At 45.7% G+C, this 20212-nt stretch carries 20 protein-coding genes and 1 pseudogene; 15 read left to right on the top strand and 6 right to left on the bottom strand.

Annotated features, from left to right (window positions below; genetic code table 11):
• A pseudogene (locus QUA38_RS04650) lies at positions 1-133 on the top strand (tRNA (guanosine(37)-N1)-methyltransferase TrmD); the annotation flags it as partial.
• Between the two features lie 213 nt (positions 134-346).
• Here the strand turns inward: QUA38_RS04650 and QUA38_RS04645 are convergent.
• The gene (locus QUA38_RS04645; RefSeq protein WP_333159622.1) at positions 347-514 is read right to left on the bottom strand and encodes a hypothetical protein; all 168 of its coding nucleotides are present in this window, start codon (positions 512-514) and stop codon (positions 347-349) included.
• A gap of 394 nt (positions 515-908) precedes the next feature.
• On the opposite strand from QUA38_RS04645, the gene QUA38_RS04640 reads away from it, so the two are divergent.
• The 6 genes from QUA38_RS04640 (at position 909) to larB (ending at position 6269) form a co-directional block, all read left to right on the top strand.
• Positions 909-1574, top strand: a complete 666-nt coding sequence (locus tag QUA38_RS04640; RefSeq protein ID WP_333159621.1) for a DUF1517 domain-containing protein — start codon at positions 909-911, stop codon at positions 1572-1574.
• A 277-nt stretch (positions 1575-1851) separates the two neighbouring features.
• The gene (gene ispF / locus QUA38_RS04635) at positions 1852-2331 is read left to right on the top strand and encodes a 2-C-methyl-D-erythritol 2,4-cyclodiphosphate synthase (protein ID WP_333159619.1); all 480 of its coding nucleotides are present in this window, start codon (positions 1852-1854) and stop codon (positions 2329-2331) included.
• A gap of 62 nt (positions 2332-2393) precedes the next feature.
• Positions 2394-2912 (top strand): hypothetical protein, encoded by a 519-nt coding sequence (locus tag QUA38_RS04630; protein WP_333159617.1) that lies wholly within the window; start codon positions 2394-2396, stop codon positions 2910-2912.
• Positions 2887-3492 carry a PIN domain-containing protein gene (locus QUA38_RS04625; RefSeq protein WP_333159615.1) on the top strand — a complete coding sequence of 202 codons (606 nt, stop codon included), beginning with the start codon at positions 2887-2889 and terminating at the stop codon, positions 3490-3492. The genes QUA38_RS04630 and QUA38_RS04625 overlap by 26 nt, the downstream gene beginning before the upstream one ends.
• A gap of 40 nt (positions 3493-3532) precedes the next feature.
• Entirely contained in the window at positions 3533-5293 is a 1761-nt protein-coding gene (locus tag QUA38_RS04620; RefSeq protein ID WP_333159614.1) for an ABC transporter substrate-binding protein, read from the top strand.
• Positions 5294-5465: 172 nt separating this feature from the next.
• Entirely contained in the window at positions 5466-6269 is an 804-nt protein-coding gene (gene larB, locus QUA38_RS04615; protein ID WP_333159612.1) for a nickel pincer cofactor biosynthesis protein LarB, read from the top strand.
• Between the two features lie 371 nt (positions 6270-6640).
• Here the strand turns inward: larB and QUA38_RS04610 are convergent, their stop codons facing one another.
• Complete coding sequence (locus QUA38_RS04610) at positions 6641-7252, bottom strand: hypothetical protein (protein ID WP_333159610.1); 612 nt, start codon at positions 7250-7252, stop codon at positions 6641-6643.
• A gap of 225 nt (positions 7253-7477) precedes the next feature.
• On the opposite strand from QUA38_RS04610, the gene QUA38_RS04605 reads away from it, so the two are divergent.
• The 3 genes from QUA38_RS04605 (at position 7478) to QUA38_RS04595 (ending at position 9144) form a co-directional block, all read left to right on the top strand.
• Entirely contained in the window at positions 7478-7690 is a 213-nt protein-coding gene (locus QUA38_RS04605; RefSeq protein ID WP_333159609.1) for a high light inducible protein, read from the top strand.
• Positions 7691-7832: 142 nt separating this feature from the next.
• Entirely contained in the window at positions 7833-8372 is a 540-nt protein-coding gene (psbP, locus tag QUA38_RS04600; RefSeq protein ID WP_333041087.1) for a photosystem II reaction center PsbP, read from the top strand.
• A gap of 121 nt (positions 8373-8493) precedes the next feature.
• Positions 8494-9144, top strand: a complete 651-nt coding sequence (locus tag QUA38_RS04595) for a nucleoside triphosphate pyrophosphatase (RefSeq protein ID WP_333159607.1) — start codon at positions 8494-8496, stop codon at positions 9142-9144.
• 166 nt (positions 9145-9310) lie between these two features.
• Here the strand turns inward: QUA38_RS04595 and QUA38_RS04590 are convergent, their stop codons facing one another.
• A complete protein-coding gene (locus QUA38_RS04590) occupies positions 9311-10216 on the bottom strand; it encodes a calcium-binding protein (RefSeq protein WP_333159604.1) in 906 nt (301 codons plus the stop codon).
• A 302-nt stretch (positions 10217-10518) separates the two neighbouring features.
• Here QUA38_RS04590 and eno point away from each other — a divergent pair, with 302 nt between their 5' ends.
• Positions 10519-11799 carry a phosphopyruvate hydratase gene (gene eno / locus QUA38_RS04585; RefSeq protein WP_445305028.1) on the top strand — a complete coding sequence of 427 codons (1281 nt, stop codon included), beginning with the start codon at positions 10519-10521 and terminating at the stop codon, positions 11797-11799.
• Between the two features lie 161 nt (positions 11800-11960).
• Here the strand turns inward: eno and argC are convergent, their stop codons facing one another.
• Positions 11961-13019, bottom strand: a complete 1059-nt coding sequence (argC, locus tag QUA38_RS04580; protein ID WP_333159602.1) for an N-acetyl-gamma-glutamyl-phosphate reductase — start codon at positions 13017-13019, stop codon at positions 11961-11963.
• A gap of 317 nt (positions 13020-13336) precedes the next feature.
• Between argC and QUA38_RS04575 the strand changes: the two genes are divergently transcribed.
• Positions 13337-14353: a sulfate/molybdate ABC transporter ATP-binding protein gene (locus QUA38_RS04575; RefSeq protein WP_333159600.1), complete on the top strand. Its 1017-nt coding sequence runs from the start codon at positions 13337-13339 to the stop codon at positions 14351-14353.
• Positions 14354-14514: 161 nt separating this feature from the next.
• Here QUA38_RS04575 and QUA38_RS04570 read toward each other — a convergent pair whose 3' ends face one another.
• On the bottom strand, positions 14515-14856 hold the full coding sequence (locus tag QUA38_RS04570) for a low temperature-induced protein (protein WP_333041098.1): 342 nt from the start codon (positions 14854-14856) through the stop codon (positions 14515-14517).
• 433 nt (positions 14857-15289) lie between these two features.
• Entirely contained in the window at positions 15290-16081 is a 792-nt protein-coding gene (hisF, locus tag QUA38_RS04565) for an imidazole glycerol phosphate synthase subunit HisF (RefSeq protein WP_333079326.1), read from the bottom strand.
• A gap of 1395 nt (positions 16082-17476) precedes the next feature.
• On the opposite strand from hisF, the gene QUA38_RS29265 reads away from it, so the two are divergent.
• The 3 genes from QUA38_RS29265 (at position 17477) to psbU (ending at position 20003) form a co-directional block, all read left to right on the top strand.
• On the top strand, positions 17477-17716 hold the full coding sequence (locus tag QUA38_RS29265; protein WP_445305027.1) for a zinc ribbon domain-containing protein: 240 nt from the start codon (positions 17477-17479) through the stop codon (positions 17714-17716).
• Positions 17717-18356: 640 nt separating this feature from the next.
• Complete coding sequence (locus QUA38_RS04560) at positions 18357-19316, top strand: adenylate/guanylate cyclase domain-containing protein (protein ID WP_333079327.1); 960 nt, start codon at positions 18357-18359, stop codon at positions 19314-19316.
• A 252-nt stretch (positions 19317-19568) separates the two neighbouring features.
• On the top strand, positions 19569-20003 hold the full coding sequence (gene psbU, locus QUA38_RS04555) for a photosystem II complex extrinsic protein PsbU (protein WP_006635850.1): 435 nt from the start codon (positions 19569-19571) through the stop codon (positions 20001-20003).
• Positions 20004-20212 lie beyond the last annotated feature (209 nt).

Below are 20212 nucleotides of genomic sequence, written 5' to 3'. Positions count from 1 at the left end.
ACCGGCGGATTTTCGGGGATTGAAGGTGCCCGACGTGTTGCTGTCTGGTAATCACGCAGAAATTGCTCGCTGGCGCAAGCAACAGCAAATTGAAAGAACGCGCCAAAGGCGACCGGATTTGCTAGCGGATTAGTTAACTTTTGACTTTTAACAGTCGGGGTTGATCATCCTATTTTTAGCAGAGAAACTTATGTTAAAAAATCAACTTTTGTGCTGTACGGCGATCGCCTTTTTGCTCGCCGCTGAAGTTACTGTCAATTTAACTCCTAGCAGCGGCGGCAAGGTTACATATTAACCGGGAAGCTTTTGCCCGAAGCAGTGGCGGAAGTAGCGACGGGCGATCGTCTTATTCTAGTTCTAGTTCCAGTTCCAGCCGCTCCAACAGTACCTCGCCTAGCCGTTCTAGTTCTTCTAGCAACACCTCGTTTGGCACTTGTTCTAGCCCTTCTAGAAACAGCTCGTCTGGCACTTCTTCTAGTTCCATTTCCAGCCGTCCTAGTACCAATGGAAACACTGGGGAAAGAGTTCGCAGCAGCTCTTTTGAAAAGCCGGCTTCACCTGCACCTGTCGCCGTACCTAACCCTCCAATTCCCCAAAAATATGGAAATAACAGAACTTTAATTATTCAGCGCCACACCTATAATTCCGCTCCGAGTTATGCAGTTCCTTACAATCCCGGTAACAGTCAGTCAAATACTGGTTATAATCCTAATCCAGCAGTTAATCCAACGCCAATCACCACTGATTATTCCGGCAATATCGAACTCCTAACGCCATCTTCAGACAACCCAGGTAACAGTCAGCGAAATACTGATTATAATCAACAGCCAGTAATTAATTTAGCACCAATTCTCCCTGAAAATACCTTTGACAACGCTCCGACTTCGCCATCATCTGAGGATTGGAAATTGTTTTGGTTTTGGCTGTTTGTTTCGGTAGGGGGTTTAACGTTAATCGCTTACTGTATTTACTATCATCGCCCCCAGTCGGGAACTCAAAATAAAATACATATTCTTGCCGTCAGCCAGTTACAAGTTGCAATGTTAGTGGGATCTTGCCCAGGAGTTAAAAGTCAGCTAAATGAATTGACATTAAATTATGATATAAAAACTGCGATCAACAGGGCATTATTTTTGCCAGAATGTGTTCTGGTTGTTTTGCGTCCGTGCGACAAGTGGAGTCACGTTGGCGGGAATTACCAGATATTTACGAGTCGGGAGGAAGCTGAGCAAATATTCAATCAACTCTCGATTCAAGAACGCAGAAAGTTAAGTCTAGAAACTCTGAGTTTGGTTAACGGCGACACCCGCCGCCGCCACTCGGTCAGTGCTGGGAATAGAGTGTCGGGAGAGTATATTGTAGTGACGTTTTTGATAGGAAAAGAGGATGTCAGACCGCTGTTTGGAGACATTCGCGATAGTGGAAAATTGAAAATAGCGTTAGAGAAATCGGCGGCGACTCCTGCAGAGAATTTGCTGATTTTTGAGTTGATTTGGAGTCCGCAGGAGGAAACGCATAGTTTGACTGGCGGTGAGTTGTTGAGTTCCTATCCGGATTTGATTCAGGTTGGTTGATGGTTGATAGCTGAGGGCAATGTTTGAACTTGGCAATTAGCTGTCTAGTTCGGGCGCTAGTCTTAAGCCAATAGTCCTGGACGCATGGGTATCTAGAAACCTGGTTGGATGGCGCATCTACTTCTTTCCAAACCGCACCCAGGGTAAAAAACTCGGTTTGTTTGTTCCGAGTCGGTAAGTTTTAGTAAAAAGCTCGATCGCCCAAAAAACTCAATTATCCTCAGACAAAATATGAAATAATTGTCTACTGTCTGCTTTTCTCAAAAATCTACTTTACATGAACATCCGCATCGGCAACGGCTACGACATTCACTGCTTAGTTCGAGAACGCCCCCTCATCCTCGGCGGCGTCCACATTCCCCACGAATTAGGCTTACTCGGCCACAGCGACGCCGACGTACTTACCCACGCTATCATGGATGCCATGCTCGGAGCTCTCAGCTTAGGAGATATCGGCCTGTATTTCCCTCCAACCGACCCGAAATGGAAAGGTGCTGATAGTCTCGTACTGTTGGCACAAGTGAACCAGTTAATATTAGATAAAGGCTGGGAAATCGGCAATATTGATTCGGTGGTGGTGGCCGAACGCCCAAAGCTGAAACCGCATATTGAGCAAATGCGCGATCGGCTTTCTACTGTTCTACAATTAAAACCTGACCAAATCGGTATCAAAGCTACTACAAACGAAAAGTTAGGGCCGGTCGGGAGAGAAGAAGGAATTGCAGCCTATGCTGTAGTTTTAGTGTCCAAAAATTAAAAAAGTGGTTTGATAGTAGAAGTTGAATTTACTTAAACTTATACGCTAGGAAGGCTGAAACCATGCAAACTGAAACCTTGGAAGTAGAATTACCTATAGAGGCGGATATTATCGCGTTGGATAAGGACGATCGGGTAGTCGTGCTAATCGAAGTCAAAATTATTGAAGCTCAAGAACCAGCAGCAAAGCAGAGGATTGGTGATTACATAATATCTTGGATGAAAGCTGCGTTAGCGAAAATGTCCGAGCAACGCACCATCATTCCCTATGCGATTTTTGTTGACGCCGAACAAATTCTGATTTTCAAATGGGACGGAGTAAATTTATCTGAACCTGTTTGCTCTCTAAACACTGCTGAGATACTTCGCCATTATGAGCCTGAATTTGGCAAGAAACGGATATTTAAGCGATACCTAACTAGACTGGTTGAAGCATGGCTGCGCGACTTAGCTTATAATTGGAAGTCTGAAATTCCAACCGCCTCAGAACAGATAGCAAAAATCGGCTTGCTGCCACTTCTAGTAGGTGGGACGACAAAATCTGGGGTAGAAATTGGTGGCAATTTTATATATCGAGACTAACTTTCTGATGAGCATTGCTACGGGACACGACCCTGACGCTAACAACTTGTTGGTGAGTGTACCGACATCAGTCAGCATAGCCATACCAAGTATTTGCTGCATCGAATCACTTTCGGCTTTAGAAGACGAAATCAAGCGACGCAACCGTTTTTTAGGTGAAATGGAAAAACAAATTAGTCAGCTAAAGCGAGATAAAACTTCACCCTCTGCCCAGTCTCTTGTCTTTCACTTAGAGCAATCCCTCAATGAAAATGAGGCTCTGATAAATGATATCAATGCACGTCTTTTTGCAGCTCTTGATTTGTTAGCCACAAAGATAGAAATGATTCCCTTAACAGCAGGCATACTTCAAGCAAGTTTGAATTCAATTTTTATTGAAGAAGACCCGACAGACAATTTGATTCTGCACTGCATCTTGAATCACGCACACTTACATCCTAATGAAGTCAAGGTGTTTTTGAGTAATAATACAAAAGAATTTGGTCTGCCCAAAGTTAGAGATGCTTTGCGGGAAGTAGGGATAACCAAGTATTTTTCACGCACTGAAGACTTTCTCGGTTGGGTACAATCTCAATCATAGTTGCACGCAGGTGGTAAACTAAAAAATTATGAAAATTTTTATGATGCTATATTCAAGACTGCGCTGGCTGGCGATTTTACTTGCGGCAATTGCCACTATAACTCTGTCTGCGTGCACTCCAGCCCGATCGAACTTAGTAAACAGACTCATCGTTCCTACCCCCAGCGGCCCAGCCACCTTTAACTACCCGCTAAATCAATCTGCATACAGCGTCTTTGGCTATATGTACGAGGGATTGATCAACGAAAACGGCTTGACATCGGAGTTAGAACCCGGTTTAGCCGAGTCCTGGGAAGTTTCTAAAGATGGCAAAAAGATTGTCTTCACCCTGCGAGAGGGTTTGAAATGGTCGGACGGCGAACCCCTGACTACTGATGACATTATCTTCAGCTATGAAAAGATTTATTTCAATGACAAAATTCCGAGCGGTTTGAAAGATACTCTGAGGGTTGGCATGAGTCGCCAATTCCCAAAAGTTCAAAAAATAGACAGCCGCCGCGTTGAATTTTCCGTTGCAGAACCCTTTGCTCCTTTTATTAGATATGCTGGGGGAATCCCAATTTTACCAGCTCATATTTTACAGGAATCTGTAGACAATACAGATGCAGATGGCAAACCTAAATTCCTGACTACTTGGAACACGGATACCGATCCTCAAAAAATTGTCGGCAACGGTCAATATCGAATGCTGAGCTATACTCCTAATCAGCGCGTTGTTTTGGAAAAAAATCCGTATTTTTGGCGCAAAGATGCGGAGGGAAATCTTCAGCCTTATATCCAGCAAATTGTTTGGCAAATTATCGAAAATACTGACAATCAACTGCTGAATTTTCGCTCTGGCGATTTGGATACTCTGGACGTGCAACCGGAAGTTTTTCCGTTGCTGAAACGGGAGGAAAAACGCGGCCAATATACGGTCTTTAACGGCGGGCCGGATACTGGCAGCGTGTTTATGTGTTTCAATCTGAATAGGGGGCGCAATGCTCAAAATCAACCGTTTGTAGACCCGGTTAAGTCTCGCTGGTTCGCGAGTAAGGAATTTCGGCAGGCGATCGCCTACGGCATCAATCGCGACTCCATGACTAACAATATCTATCGCGGACTTGGCGCGCCGCTGCATTCTCCAATTCCGGCGCAAAGTCCGTTCTACCTGTCCCCAGAACAGGGATTGAAAACTTACAGTTACGATCTGCAAAAAGCCAAAGATTTGCTGTTAAGTGCTGGTTTTAAATATAACAGTGAGGGACAATTATTGGATGCAGAGGGCAACAAAGTGCGATTTACTTTGTTGATGGCTGCGGGTAAAAAAGTTCGGGAACAAATGGGAACGCAAATTAAGCAAGATTTAGGCAAACTGGGGATGCAAATTGATACACAGTTCCTCAGTTTTAACACCTATGTGGAAAAGCTGCGCCTGACGCGGAATTGGGATACTTACCTCGGCGGTTTTACGGGAGGTACTGAACCGCACAGCGGCTACAATATTTGGTCAGTCAATGGGACTTTGCACAGTTTCAACCAGGGCCCGCAAGCCGGAGAACCGCCGATTAAAGGTTGGGAAGTGTACGACTGGGAGCAGAAAATCGATGACCTTTATGTGAAGGCTTCCCAGGAGCTTGATGAGGCGAAGCGCAAGGAAATTTATGGGGAGACGCAGCGGATGATAGCAGAACAAGTGCCGTTTATCTATATGGTGAATCCGCTGACTTTTGAGGCGGTGCGCGATCGCGTTTTGGGAATTCGCTACAGTGCCCTCGGCGGTGCTTTCTGGAATTTGTACGAATTGAAAATAACAGAATAGTCAGTCGATTTTAGATTTTAGATTTTAGTTTTTAGATTTGATTTACTCTAAAGATGAATCTGGGAACTTGAACCTTAGTCTAAAATTTGGGGTCGATCGCGACAGAAGTCGGGGGCGTGTATCCGTTTTTGGGCGGATCGTTAATCAGCAGTTATTAGTCAGTCATTAATTAATGGAACCTGAAATTTTACAGAAGTTACTCGAATCTGTGGCGGCAGGCGATGTGAGCCCGATCGCAGCTTTGGATAAATTAAAGCATTTTGACTTTGAAGAAGTCGGCGATTTTGCCAAAATTGACCACCACCGTACTCTGAGAACGGGTTTTCCTGAAGTAATTTGGGGCCCGGGGAAAACCCCCGACCAAATTGTTGAGATTATCGAGGCGATGCGCGGGCGAAATTCTGCGGTGATGGCGACGCGAATTGAACAGGAAGTTTTCGAGCAATTGCAGCAAAAAATACCGGATTTGTGCTACTACCAAAAGGCTCGAATTTGTGCAATTTCTGCTAATTCCCCAACTCCGCAGCATCCGGGTACTGTGACTATTATCAGTGCGGGAACGGCGGATTTACCTGTAGCGGAAGAGGCGGCAGTTACTGCGGAACTTTGCGGTTTTCAGGTGCGGCGTTTGTGGGATGTGGGAGTTGCCGGCATTCACCGCTTGCTGAGCAACCGGCACGTAATTGCCGGTGCTGATGTGTTGATTGCGGTTGCGGGTATGGAAGGTGCTTTGGCCAGTGTGGTTGCGGGTTTGGCAGATTGTCCGGTAATTGCTGTGCCGACGAGTGTAGGTTACGGCGCGAGTTTTGGCGGGATTGCTCCTCTTTTAACTATGCTCAATTCTTGTGCGGCTGGTGTGGGTGTGGTGAATATTGATAACGGGTTTGGGGCGGCTATTTTGGCTTGTCAAATTCTCAGAACTGGTGGCAAAGTGGGGAAAATGAAAGAGGGGGAGAATGGGAAAGAGGGGGAATAGTTAGAAACCCCCTCGATTAGATCAGACTAAGGCTAACTGTCACAGGACGATCGACTTGTAGGGTGCATCTTGCACCATTCTCGCTTAACAGGCTTTCGGGCCTGTGAAGCGAAGAGTGAGTTTTCTTGTGGGGTGGGCCGAAGAGCCCGCCCGTAAAAAACCTAATTGAAAATGGTGCAACATCTCAGGTGCGTCAGACTCCGTTATTGAAAGATTATTGAAGATTTCCGGTAGTAGAGCACCTTACTATATATGCCAGTTGCGTCCAGGACGGCCAGACTCGGCGGTTGAAACCCGGTCTAAACTTGCCTCAGGTCCCAGCAGACGGCGACTAAAGAATACAGGAGGTATTATTCAAGCCGGGTTTGATATTACTTGCTGCCCAGCCAAATCGGATAAGCAGAAGAATCCTCAGCTTTCAACTTTTGCGCCTGATAACTCTTGCTAGTCCAACTAGCCACTGTTTGCAGGCTTTCTGTCAAACAACTTTCGCTACCAAAAGCTTCAAATCCCAAAGTCCACCACGCGCTGCCGTTAATGTTCAACTGAGTAAGTTCCACGGTGCAACCTTGGGGAATTGGGGCTTCTACTGGCACTGACATCACCACACCGGACTCAGAAACTTGGTAAAGGCGCAGGGCTCTTTTTTTCTTAACTCCCACCCACTTTCCTGTCGCTATAATATCCGCCGGTATCGGTGCGATGGTGTCGGCACAAACCCACTTCAGCCACTTCTCGGCCTTACCTTCCCAGCGGTTGCCGAACTGCATCGCCCCCAACTCTCCCTGACGCCACTTTACCTCCAAGGTTTTCCCGCGCAGCTTCACTCCCAAGTAGTCGCAGCTTGGTACTAGCAAATATATGTCTTCCCGCTCTTCAGGAGGCGAAAGATACCCGCCGAGACTGTCGCTTCCAAACCATTGATTGATCGATTTTGGCAGCGCACCGCTATAAAACCACCGCATTTCCAGACTGGCCCGCATAAATTTTTCCTCCGTTCCACAATTTTTGTCAAACCCAGACTGGATTTGCCACACACCATCGACTTTTGTGCCTCTCCACTCTATCCTCCCCCCTCCGGGGCCCAGAGTCTACAGTGCACAGTCCGATCGGGGTCTTTAAAAAAAATTTCTCACAATCCTTTACATATCTTCACAAGTGTGTTACATTTATTTACAGTACGTTAAAAACCATTTAGGAAAAAAAACATGACTAACAGAGGCTTCATGCTGGACGACGAAGGCAAAATGAACAATTTTGCGATCGAGCCCAAAGTATACATCGATGACCAAACCCGCACCGGCTTCACCCCTTACGCAGAACGCTTAAACGGCCGCCTTGCCATGATTGGTTTTGTTTCTCTCTTGGCTTTAGAAGTTTCTACCAAGCACGGACTGATTAGCTGGCTGACTCACCTGTAATGATTTTGTTAAAAATTAGACTATACGGCTATGCCTCGCGGGCGGTACACAAACGGCGAGCATAGCTTAACTGTTTTTAGGGGCAAGGTTTGGTGAGACAATTAAAATTAAATATTTTAGTGTTACCCTACCCGTAAAAATAATGCTCAAACGAATTGCGGCAATACTTCTGGTTGTTCTAAGCCTTACCTTGACCGGTTGTGTCTCTAAAGTCACCGGACTCAAAAGCTACGTTGATACTGGCGACGGCTATCAATTTCTCTATCCTAACGGCTGGCTGCCGATCGCGGTTTCTAACGGGCCTGATGTGGTGTTCCGCGATTTGATTCAGCAAACCGAGAACGTCAGCGTGGTAATCAGTCCAGTCGCGAAGGACAAAACTCTGGCGGATTTGGGAACGCCGACGGATGTGGGATACAAACTCAGCAAAAGTGCGATCGCCCCGGCTGATTCCGGCCGCGAAGCTGAATTAGTCAATGCAGAAGCTCGCGAATCGCGATCGAAAAACTATTACATTTTAGAATACGCCGTTAAGTTGCCAAACCAAGAACGCCACAACTTAGCGAGTGTAGCCGTCAGCCGCGGCAAACTTTTTACCCTTAACGTTTCCACTACTGAAGAACGCTGGCCAAAAGTAAAAGAAGCTTTTGAGAAAGTTGTTAAATCTTTCTCTGTTTATTAGATTAAATAGTAGTTTGGAATGGGGAATAGGGCTCCGGGAATTGGGGGTATAGAATCGTTTAGTTAATGTTTCTTCCTTCTTACCTCTTGCTTCTTCCTCCTTCCTTCTTTATTCTTAACTTATGAAAATTCCAACTTTTGTATTAGCTTCAGCTTCTCCAGCGCGCCGTCGCCTGCTAGAAAATGCTGGCATTCAAGCTGTAATTTGCCCCAGCGACTTTGATGAAGCGCAAATACAAATGAGGGATGCCAATAAATTAGTGCAGGTTTTAGCAGAGGGAAAAGCTGAGGGTGTAGCTAAGTTTTTATTGGCTAATTCTCACCCGCAAATCCCTAATCCCCAATCTTGTTTGGTGTTGGGATGCGATTCAATTTTGCTCGTAGATGGCGAAATTCACGGCAAACCCAAGGATGCGGAAGAAGCAATCTCGCGCTGGCAGAAAATGCGCGGTAAGGTGGGCGAACTGTATACGGGTCATGCTTTAATTGATACTAGATTCGATGACTTGGATCAGGCAATGTGTCGATCGCTCATTCGCTGTCAAGTTACAAAAGTTCATTTTGCCGAAGTTACCTCGCGCCAAATAACGGCTTACGTCGCTACCGGAGAACCCCTCGCCTGTGCAGGCTGTTTTGCACTCGAAGGTAAAGGCGGCTTTTTTGTCGAAAAAATCGAAGGATGTCACACAAATGTGATTGGTTTGAGCTTACCTCTGCTGCGGCAAATGCTCACCGAAATGGGATATGATGTTGCGGATTTCTGGCAATCTTAAATATTGTTGAATTTATGTCAGGAATCGGGAGGCAGAGCCTCGCTGATATGCCTTCCCAGGCAGACCCTGGGAACGAGGATTGAGAGCCTTGTTGTTGTCGGATGGGCGTTTCGTTCCGCCCATCCGTGCTATGCAGATTACCCTTGCCCACCAATTGGTAATTATCCTAGAGCGCCTCATCCGATACAGATATAAACTGAAGTTGATCCGGCGAAACATCCTTCACCAAACCCAAGATATTGCCGGTACTAGCTTCCCGAATCACCGTCGCCTTAGTATTTAAAATTCTAAAATCAGCAGTGCGAGGAATTCCCGGAGGAAAAGGGCCACTGCTATCGTAATCTCTGGCATCACCAATTGTTAAAAACCTTTCGCTCAAAACAATATCATTTCGCGTCAGTCCTCCCGCTAATCCAATGACATCACCTTCAGCCGGATTGTAATCGAGAATAAAATCGGCAGGCACTTCATCTACATCAAAATTGCCGCTAGGAAGCGGTTGAAGGGAACCAATTTCTCCAGAAGTTGCTCCCGCTTCTGTGCGGAGGACAAACAAATCTGCGCCTTCACTTCCCCAAACTCTATCAATTCCAGCATCGCCGATTAAAGTATCGTTTCCACTCTCTCCTACTAAAGCATCATTACCTTTACCGCCCCGAATAAAGTCATTGGCCGTGCCTCCATAAACGTAGTCATCACCTTGATCTCCGCTAACAAAATCGCTGCTACATTCTCCATAAAGAATGTCAAAATCTTGGCCGCCGCGAATTGTATCGCTGCCGCAACCTCCGATTAAAGTATCTGTGCCACTGTTACCGTTCATCAGTTCCGCACCACCTGAACCTCTGACAAAATCGTTACCAACTAAAGCCCGCAAACCTCCGGGAGTATTACGCAGAATTCCGTTGGCTAATTGAACTGCGTCGTCATTGGCAGTTAAGTCAAAAAAGTTGGGATCGCTGCCTGGATTTGGCAATGGCCCTGTGAGTAATTTGGTGTTTGGGGGATCAGCAATAATTGGGTCTGAATTTTCAGCTAATGCTCTAATTTCTCCGAGATTTGTTTCTAACATCCTAATATTCTCCTTTTTTGATTGACTTGGTTGACATTCTGATTTTAACAAAGGTTTCAATTAAGAAATCTGCGGGAATCTGGTGTTAAAAAAATCAAATTACTGTCAAACTTGCCGGAGGTCTTGATTCAACAAGCTTCGGTTATTGACACCAATCGGCTCGTCCAAATCCGCAAATATTTTGAACTGTGCACCAATAATTCTGGGGATCGCGTACTCTATTACCCGTCAGCAGTCAGCGTTGGAAAACCCAGAGACTGCTAATTGTCATGAAACCTTGAGTTCAGTTCGGAATAATTAATATGCTAGACACTGCGATCGATTCTATTCAAGCCAGAGAAATCCTCGACTCCCGTGGCCGCCCCACCATTGAAGCTGAAGTCTACCTAGCCAACGGTGTTGTGGGGATCGCCCAAGTCCCCAGCGGTGCCTCTACAGGCTCTTTTGAAGCCCACGAACTCCGCGACGACGACAAAAGCCGTTATGGTGGCAAAGGAGTCCTAAAAGCCGTCGCTAACGTCGAACACAAAATTGCCCCCGCTTTGGCTAATCTAGATGCGATCGACCAAGCACTGGTAGACAAAACCATGATTGAGTTGGACGGTTCCCCCAACAAATCCCACCTCGGCGCAAATGCCATTCTCGGAGTCTCCTTAGCCACAGCAAAGGCTGCCGCCGAGACTTTAGGACTCCCCCTTTACCGCTACTTGGGCGGCACCTTGGCGAACGTTCTGCCCGTGCCTTTGATGAACGTGATCAACGGCGGTTCCCACGCGGACAACAACGTAGACATTCAAGAATTTATGATTGTCCCTGTGGGTGCCCCATCTTTTAAAGAAGCTTTGCGCTGGGGTGCAGAAATATTTGCTAGTCTAGCTAAAGTCTTGAAAGACAAAAATTTGCTGACTGGTGTCGGCGATGAAGGCGGTTTTGCTCCTAATTTAGGATCGAATCAGGAAGCTTTGGATTTGTTGATGATGGCAATTGAAAAAGCTGGCTACAAACCGGGTGAACAAGTTGCTTTGGCTTTGGATGTTGCTGCTAGCGAATTTTACAAAGATGGGCACTATACTTACGACGGTGTGGCTCATTCGCCAGCAGAATTAATCGATTATTTGGATGGTTTGGTGAGTCAATATCCGATAGTTTCAATTGAAGATGGTTTGCACGAAGACGATTGGGAGAGTTGGGTAGCGCTGACGCAGAAAATGGGCAGCAAAGTTCAATTGGTTGGTGACGATTTGTTTGTTACTAATCGCACGCGGCTGCAAAAAGGGATTGATTTGAAAGCTAGCAATTCGATTTTGATTAAACTGAATCAAATTGGTTCTTTGACAGAGACTTTGGATACGATCGACCTGGGCAAACGCAACAGCTATCGATCGATCATCAGCCACCGTTCCGGTGAAACTGAAGATACCACCATTGCCGATTTAGCGGTAGCGACTCGCGCAGGCCAAATCAAGACTGGTTCTTTGTGTCGCAGCGAACGGGTGGCAAAATACAACCGTTTGTTACGGATTGAGGATCAATTGGGCGATCGGGCAATTTATGCTGGGTCGATCGGTTACGGGCCAAAATAACACTTGGTAATCGAAAATTTTCGTTCCCCGGCTCTGCCTGGGGACGCAGATCCGGAGGCTCTGCCTCCAATTTTCCTCGCGTCTTCGAGGCAGAGCCTCTGGATATCGGTTCCCAGGCAGAGCCCGGGAACCAGTTAAATCGGGATATTACCGATCCTCAATTAAGGATAGAAAGCCAATTGTGGCAAACCCAAAGTTTCTTCCCAAGCCATCATCAAGTTCATGCACTGGATGCCTTGACCGGCTTGTCCCTTAATTAAATTGTCGATCGCCGACAGTACAATCACCCTGTCAGTACGCGGATCGACTTCGATGCCGATATAACAAAGATTCGTACCGCAAGCCCATTTTGTTTGCGGATAAACTCCAGCAGGCAATACTTTTACCCAAGGACAATTGCGGTAAAAAGCGCTGAAAATTGTGATTAAATCTTCCCGCACCAAACCTGGATCGCGCAAAGTTGCGTAAACAGTTGCCAGAATTCCGCGCACCATCGGAATTAGGTGGGGAGTAAACTGAACTTTAATATCGTGTCCCGCTAAATCGCTGCAAATTTGCTCGATTTCTGGCGTGTGACGGTGGCGACCAACGCCGTAAGCACCCAGAGAACCCTCTGCTTCAGCCAACAAGAGATTAACTTCGGCTTTGCGGCCCCCTCCCGAAGCACCGGATTTGGCGTCTATAATTGCTGTTTCTGGCACAATGAGCCCTTGTTTGAGCAAAGGTGCCAGGGCTAATAAACTAGCAGTGACGTAGCAGCCGGCACAGCCTACTAACTGAGCGTTTTTAATGCGATCGCGATACAATTCTGGCAAACCGTAAACAGCCGTTGCAGCCACTGATGAGTCCGATCGCTCGCCGCCGTACCAAGCTTTGTAAGTTTCCAGATTTTCAAATCTGTAGTCAGCCGACAAATCCAAGACTTTGCAGCCTTTTTCGAGCAGCGTCGGTGCCATTTTGCAAGCTAAACCGTTGGGCAGCGACAGAAACACCACTTCACATTTTGCCGCTATTTTGTCTAGGTCGATCGCCTCCACAGTCAAGTCAATGCAGTTAGTCAAATGCGGATAAAGGCTGGAAAAAGGTTTTCCCGCACTGCTATCCCCGCCCAAATACACTACTTCAGCCGCTGGGTGATCTGCCAGCAGTCGCACAAGTTGCACGCCGCCGTACCCTGAAGCGCCGATAATTCCTACAGGCACACGTCCAACATCTCCCATTTTCCTTTATCCCCTCAGCCGTTGAAGTCAAAAACGCTTGAACTTTTGCTGCATTGTAGTACCAAACGCCAACTTTGGTGGCAAAGAATTGTGTTGTTTTGTGTTGGAGGTGCATTTTTGTTAATTTTCGGCTGTTTGACCGATGGCCAAAACCCTAAACTTAACAAACTGATGTGCGATCGTGCTATAAAAAACTTACTTTAACCCCTCCCCAAACCGGAGATTAACATTTTTCGCTCGAAGCTCGAACCTCGAAGCTCAACCTCTATCCGTTAAATCTGTTAAATTTTGTACACGGCTTCGTTGCCGAACTTCCTATGGGCATAGTTGTAGAAAACGTATCAAAACAGTTTGGCAGTTTCCAAGCACTCGATCGGGTCAGCTTAGAAATTGAATCCGGTTCCCTAGTCGCATTGCTGGGCCCGTCTGGTTCCGGCAAGTCCACGCTGCTGCGGCTGATTGCCGGTTTAGAAATGCCCGACTCCGGCAAAATCTGGCTAACAGGCCAAGATGCGACCAATACTAGCGTCCAAGACCGCAAAATTGGGTTCGTGTTTCAGCACTACGCGCTATTCAAGCACATGACAGTGCGAAAAAACATCGCTTTCGGGATGCAAATTCAGAAAATACCGCCAGCGAAAGTCAAATCGCGGGTAGAAGAATTGTTGAATTTAGTGCAATTGGCAGGATTGGGCGATAGATACCCGTCGCAACTTTCAGGAGGCCAGCGGCAGCGGGTGGCCCTCGCCAGAGCCCTAGCTGTGGAACCGAAAGTGTTACTGCTAGACGAACCTTTTGGAGCCCTCGATGCCAAAGTTCGCAAAGATTTGCGTGCTTGGTTGCGGCGACTGCACGACGAAGTTCACGTTACCACAGTCTTTGTGACGCATGATCAAGAAGAAGCAATGGAAGTTGCCGATCAAATTACAGTAATGAATAAAGGTAAAATCGAACAAGTCGGCACACCCGCAGAAATTTACGACCATCCAGCTAGTGCTTTCGTAATGAGTTTTATCGGGCCAGTCAATGTATTGCCCAGCAGTTCAAGAATGTTTCAAGACAACGGCTTTGACTCAGCCAACCCAGAGATTTTCTTGCGCCCTCACGATGTAGTAATTGAAACTACAGAAAATAGTGCAACGGTGCCTGCAAGAATCAGTCGCTTGATTCATTTGGGATGGGAAATTCAGGTAGAATTAACCTTAGATGACGGTCAAGTAGTAAACGCTAATTTGACTAGAGAAAGATTCGATAACTTGAACTTGCAGCCCCAGCAAAGAGTGTTTGTAAAGCCGAAAGATGCCAAGTCCTTTCCACTGTTTTATTCCATCTAAGACGAATTCTGAAAACTAAAGCTAAATTTAGATTGGATAGGGCTTTTCCAAGGATGTGGCGCGGTCCGGTGTTTCTACAAAAAAAAATCTAGGGACACGGCACCGCGCCGCGTCCCTAATCTTTTATACTGACTACTGTCCGCTGACTACTGCGCGCTGAGTTAGTCTTTAATTTTGTTGACAGCTTTTTTGACTTGTTGCTCAAAGGATGTAGCTTGTGTATTGGAAGGATTTTTCATTTTTTCAATGTCAGCGTCCCCCTGAACTTCGTTGGGTCCTTTGCTGGCTTTTTCTTGAGTTTCTTCCAAGGACATTGGTTTTTTGAGTACAGCTTCTTGAGATTCTTTTTCAATCCCTAAAAGTTGGTCTTCACCTTTTGTGGGGCTGCTAGTAACGGCAAAAGCGGGAAAAGCATTAGAAACAAACATCAACGCACAAAAACAAACAGCTATTAAAGTGCGGACTAAACGCTTGGCAGGGAAGTTAAAGCTGATAAAAGACATACAAAATTTCTCCGTTTTTAGAAGTTTTGATCGCTAAGATTGTTAACAGGCTGAAGCTCACTCATATTCTGCACAATCTTTAACTCAAGTTTGATAAAAGCAACCGTTGCTTTCTTTCAAATTGAGCTAACATATAATATTTAGCTGAAAAAGCTAGTATTTGAAATCCTTCTCAGGGAATATTTCTAGTTGACTGGCGTCGGTCGCCCCAAGAGATTTATGTAGAAGGCACTTGTGTAGAATCAAAAAAACCTTCTATAAGTGCCTTCGGATGCGCCTCACATAGCAGTATCAATGTCAGTAACTGGTTTTATCGTGGGGTGGGGGCGGGTTTATTTAGCCTGTTTGCAATGTGAGAGGGCGCTTGAGTGAACCTGCAGAGCGGTTTGTGGAAAATGTTGCAAAATATGAGATGCGCCCGACTATCTACTGACTAATGACTAATAACCAATGGCTGCTGCTGTCGCACGGGAACTTGAAATTTTGCTAGATAAGTTTTAATTTCTCCTACACTGAGTTGCCCGTAATGCAGCAGGGAAGCCAGCAGGGCTGCTTCTGCTTTGCCCTCAGTCACGGCTTCATAGATGTGGTGACAGTTGCCGGCGCCACCGGAAGCAATGACGGGAATTTCGACAATTTCGGCAATGCTTCGAGTTAATTCCAAATCGTAACCGGCTTGAGTGCCGTCCGAGTCCATGCTTGTCACCAGAATTTCGCCGGCGCCGCGCTGTTCGGCTTCTTTGGCCCAGGCGATCGCATCTTTGCCGGTATTTTCTCGCCCTCCGCGCACGTACACGTCCCAACCAGGATTATCTGCGTCTTGCCGTTTGCGGGCGTCGATCGCCACTACAATGCACTGATTACCAAATCGATCGCTGGCTTTGTCAATTAAACTCGGATCGCGCACCGCCGCCGAATTAATACTCACCTTGTCTGCGCCCGCCCTCAATAAACTTTTAATGGTGTCTAAAGATTGGATACCGCCGCCCACCGTCAAAGGGATAAATACGCGATCGGCCGTTCGGTACACCACATCGATCATAATATTCCGGTCTTCGTGAGTCGCCGTAATGTCCAGAAACACCAACTCGTCAGCACCCGCATCATTGTAAACCTGAGCCATTTCTACCGGATCGCCAGCATCCTGAAGATTGACAAAATTGACACCTTTGACCACGCGACCGGCTTTCACATCCAGACAAGGCAAAATTCTTTTCGACAACATACAATTATCTTCCAATTTAACTTACTCGGCGGGAAGTCCCCCGCTATAACTGTACTCATCTTAGCGGTGCGATGAAAGCCAGGGTTGTTTTTTGCCGTCCTGTTTGTGGTCTGGACTCCTAGCTGGAGAACGAGTTGAACAGGCAAGAAATAACCAATCTCTCAGCTATCACAAGACGGTAACAATAAATAAAATTCGTTTTTAAAATTTGATAAATCATCATAAATGTCGCAACGATTGCGACAACAAAGCCATCAAAAGTGAGCTTTAGGGCATTTAGCAGCTTACTCTAGCATAGAGAATTTTTACTCTTAGTGGTTCCCTACGCTCCTCACCAACATTTAATCTCAGAACAACAGACCTTAATCAGTCCGATTCACGGTCTGTTAAAAAATTATTAAAATTATTCAAAATGTTTCTGCAGGAATGGACTTTGACACGCCACAGCTTCTTGCTGTTTGGTCAAATTTCTTAAAAATCGCTGAGGGTCATAAGAATGGGGGGAGGTAAAATAGGCACTTTTCTAAGAATTGTTTTTTACACAGCAATTATGATCGCTGGTTCATTGGTGACAAGTTAAGACTTAATTGCATTTGTAAATCAGTAATTTTACTCAAAAAGAGTGCTTTTTTAGGAAGGGAAAATTCACGATTTGAGAGGGAGTAAGTATAAATATCATGGGAGGCATGATTCCTCGATCGCCCAAATCTCTGTTTTCTACCCAAAATCCGAGTAAATGTTGAGCATAATTGCTGATTGACAAATGCTTTTTTAGCTTAACTTGTTACCAATGATGCACAATAAAAGATATCAGCTCAGAGACGGTTCCCTTAAACCATTGCCTGGTAAGTTTTGCAGCTTGCTTGTTACATCGCTAGCTCAGTTTTGCTTCACAAAGTGCTATTTACCAGATGCGATTGCCCTGTCACCCAAAACTACATCATTTGAGTTCACTAAACCTATGCAGAGCATTCATCAACTTATTTGAAGGACGGGCATCTTTCTCGAAGTTCTAGTCAAGGCAGGACAACCAATCAATTCATTACCCCACAAAAAGTACAAATTTTTGGTGATAAATTCCTCAATTTTCTAGGCAACCTGGGGGTTGTTTTTATTAAAATAAACCAGAATTTATAAAAATATAAACCGTAAGCGGCATAAACTATCTCGCAAACATCAAGATTCAAATCCTCGCCATAAAGCCAGCTTAGCGGTCATTAGTCAGGAAAAGATGACAAACGCTCGTGATAAATTACCGGGAAAAATATCTCCCAAATTGGCGCAGTAAAACCAATTCATCGTTGTTGAAAATCTGGCAGTTAATAATTTAGATAAAATTATTTTATTTTATCCCAAAAAAACTAGCGATTCAGATGGTCAAAATAGACCAGACCTTTGAAATACAAGGCTGAAAGAGACTGTAAAACATACCTAGACACTGGTCGTCTTTTTGCACCATCGAGTAAGAGTTGCCACGTAGGTCTGAATCAGGTGGGTAGCCTTCCGTTGGAAGTGCGTAGCTGGACTTGTTCCAACTGCAAAATTAAGCACGATAGGAATGTGAATTCTGCTATCATTATTGGCGATGAAGGGCTGGGATTATTAGCGTTAGGAACTAGCACTTACTGCCCATGAACGGAATGTAAGTTCGACGTTTGGAAGGAAATCTTCGGTATGAGTGGCTGTTCTGGTTGAAATTGGAAGCTTACACCAGAGGGAGTAGTGCACAGAACTCTGGATCTGCATACCAGCTTACCCCCCTACCCCCCGCCTAGCTCTACCTTATACAGACAAGTCGATCGCTGACCCATATTGTAGAAACCCTGTTTCCTAGAATCTTGATTTCTCGTTTGGCCGAATCAATAACTTAAAATTCATGAAAATAAGCTTCCTTTCTGAGATTCATGCGAAACTTGGGTTTCAGGAATAGTGTGGCAAGATTTTGGACTTGTGTTTACACGCTAGCAGCCTAGTCAGAGAGCCATTTTCCCACTTTTTTCGGGCCCATCAAAATAAATAAAAGTTGTCTCCGCTCTGGGGCAGGCAGTATTATCAGGTACAATCTTGGTAGACAGTATGTTTTTACTGGCTGCTTCGGTAGATCGAATCATAAATACCTTCGCTCGCTCGATCGAATTTATGGTTCTGAAATCCTGCAGGGGCTAGGTGCATCGATGATGGACTAAAAAATCTAAAATCTGAAGTCTCAAATCTCAAATCGGTTAATTTTGTGTCGTTTCTAGGACTGTTGTGACGAGTGCAACCCAATCCACATATGGTACTTCGCACAGAAGGCGGCAATCGCTACTTGCCGCTCTCCGGCAGCAATTGCTGGACAGTAGGGCGGAGCGATGACAATAATTTTGTACTGACAGATCGCTGGATTTCCCGTAATCACGCGATGTTACAGCAGATGGAGACAGGAGAGTTCTACCTGATCGACTTGGGCAGCCGCAATGGTTCCTTTGTCAACGGGCGACGGGTCAGTATTCCTGTAACTCTCAGAAATGGCGATCGGATTATTTTCGGTCAAACCGAACTGGACTTCTACAACCCAACCGCCGGACACCGACACGATCCAATACACGAGACAGACTCTGAAGATTTTACGGCGACTTTGACGGTGCGTAGCCTGATTAGCGTCATGGTAATGGACATCCGAGACTTTACAGTTTTGACTAGACAGCTAGACGAAACCCTCCTCTCAGAAGTCATAGGCAATTGGTTCCGCAAAGCAGGACAGATTATTCGCGAACATGGCAGTTGGGTGGACAAATACATCGGGGATGCCATCATGGCCGTCTGGTTCCACAAAACCAGCGGTGTCAGCAGCGAGGAAATGATGCGCATTTGCCAAGCTTTGAGCGAATTGCACAAGGCAACAGACGAACTCAGCAGCCGTTACCCCCTACCTTTTCCTTTGCGAGTCGGGGCCGGAATCAATACTGGTTATGCAATGGTGGGAAATTCTGGCAGCAGCGACCGATCGGACTATACCGCTCTGGGAGATACTGTAAACGCAGCATTTCGCCTTGAATCTTGCACTAAGCAACTCGGCAAGGATATCGCTGTGGGAGAAACGACCTACAAATACCTGACGCAATTGGGGGCCGAGGGTGCTTTCGAGCCGCACACCGTGGCTTTGAAGGGTTACGACACTCCCAGCCTGACTTATGCTGGTACTTATGCTGACTTGAACGCTTTTCTCAAAAGGAAAGGAAAGAGTTCTCGATAGCTAAAAAATGGGGTGCAGGGCAAAAATTAACCCTTGAAAAGGGTAGTCCGAGTTTTTAATTTGGACTGCCTTTTATAAATTTTCCTGGGATGCTTAGAACTCGGCTACTATCATATATCGTCATTTTTGTCAAGATGCAGATGTAAAGTTTATAACATCCCTCTACCTATTGCGGATTTATCTGAAAAACTGCATAAGCAAAATGGTAGTCTCTACATAAATGCTGTGTATGAAATTGGGAGACAAAACTTCATGAAACGATTGGGTCGTCTATTGGCAGTATTGGGCTTAGTGCTGGGCTGCTTTGCATGGGCTGGAGACCAAAGCGCGATCGCGGCGTCATTAAGCCGTATCGTCTTGCCATCATCCTCGCTCCTAGCTGTTGAAGCTCCGGCTAGAACCAATCGCGCCGATGAGAAGCTTGCCACAGAATACGGCAAAAAACTTGATTTGAACAACAGCGCCGTCCGGGACTTTCGGGAATTTCGAGGGTTGTATCCCACTTTAGCTCGACTAATTATTAAGAATGCTCCTTACGAAAATGTTGAGGACGTACTCAATATTTCAGACTTGACGGATGCTCAGAAAAAAGTGCTGCAAGCTAACATGGACAAATTCACCGTAACTGATGTTGAATCAGTCTTTATTGAAGGAGACAACCGGTTGAATAATGGTCTCTACGACTAGGTAGCAGCGGGTCTCATTTGAAGGCAGAAGTCATTGGGCAGAAGGATTCGGCAGAAAGAAAAGATTTTTTTTCTATAGGCTGATGACTTCTGCCTTTAATTTCTGGAGACTTACTTTCAACCACCATTGGGCAAAAGCCTGCAAAAATTCCCTAGATTGAAATAAGCGGGTTCCCCAGATTCCTCTGTAGACTCAATTCTTTAATCTAA

This window comes from Microcoleus sp. Pol12B4 (genome assembly GCF_036701385.1).
GTDB lineage: Bacteria > Cyanobacteriota > Cyanobacteriia > Cyanobacteriales > Microcoleaceae > Microcoleus.
Note: the sequence above shows the minus strand (reverse complement) of the source record. Positions and strands in the feature narration are given on the sequence as shown.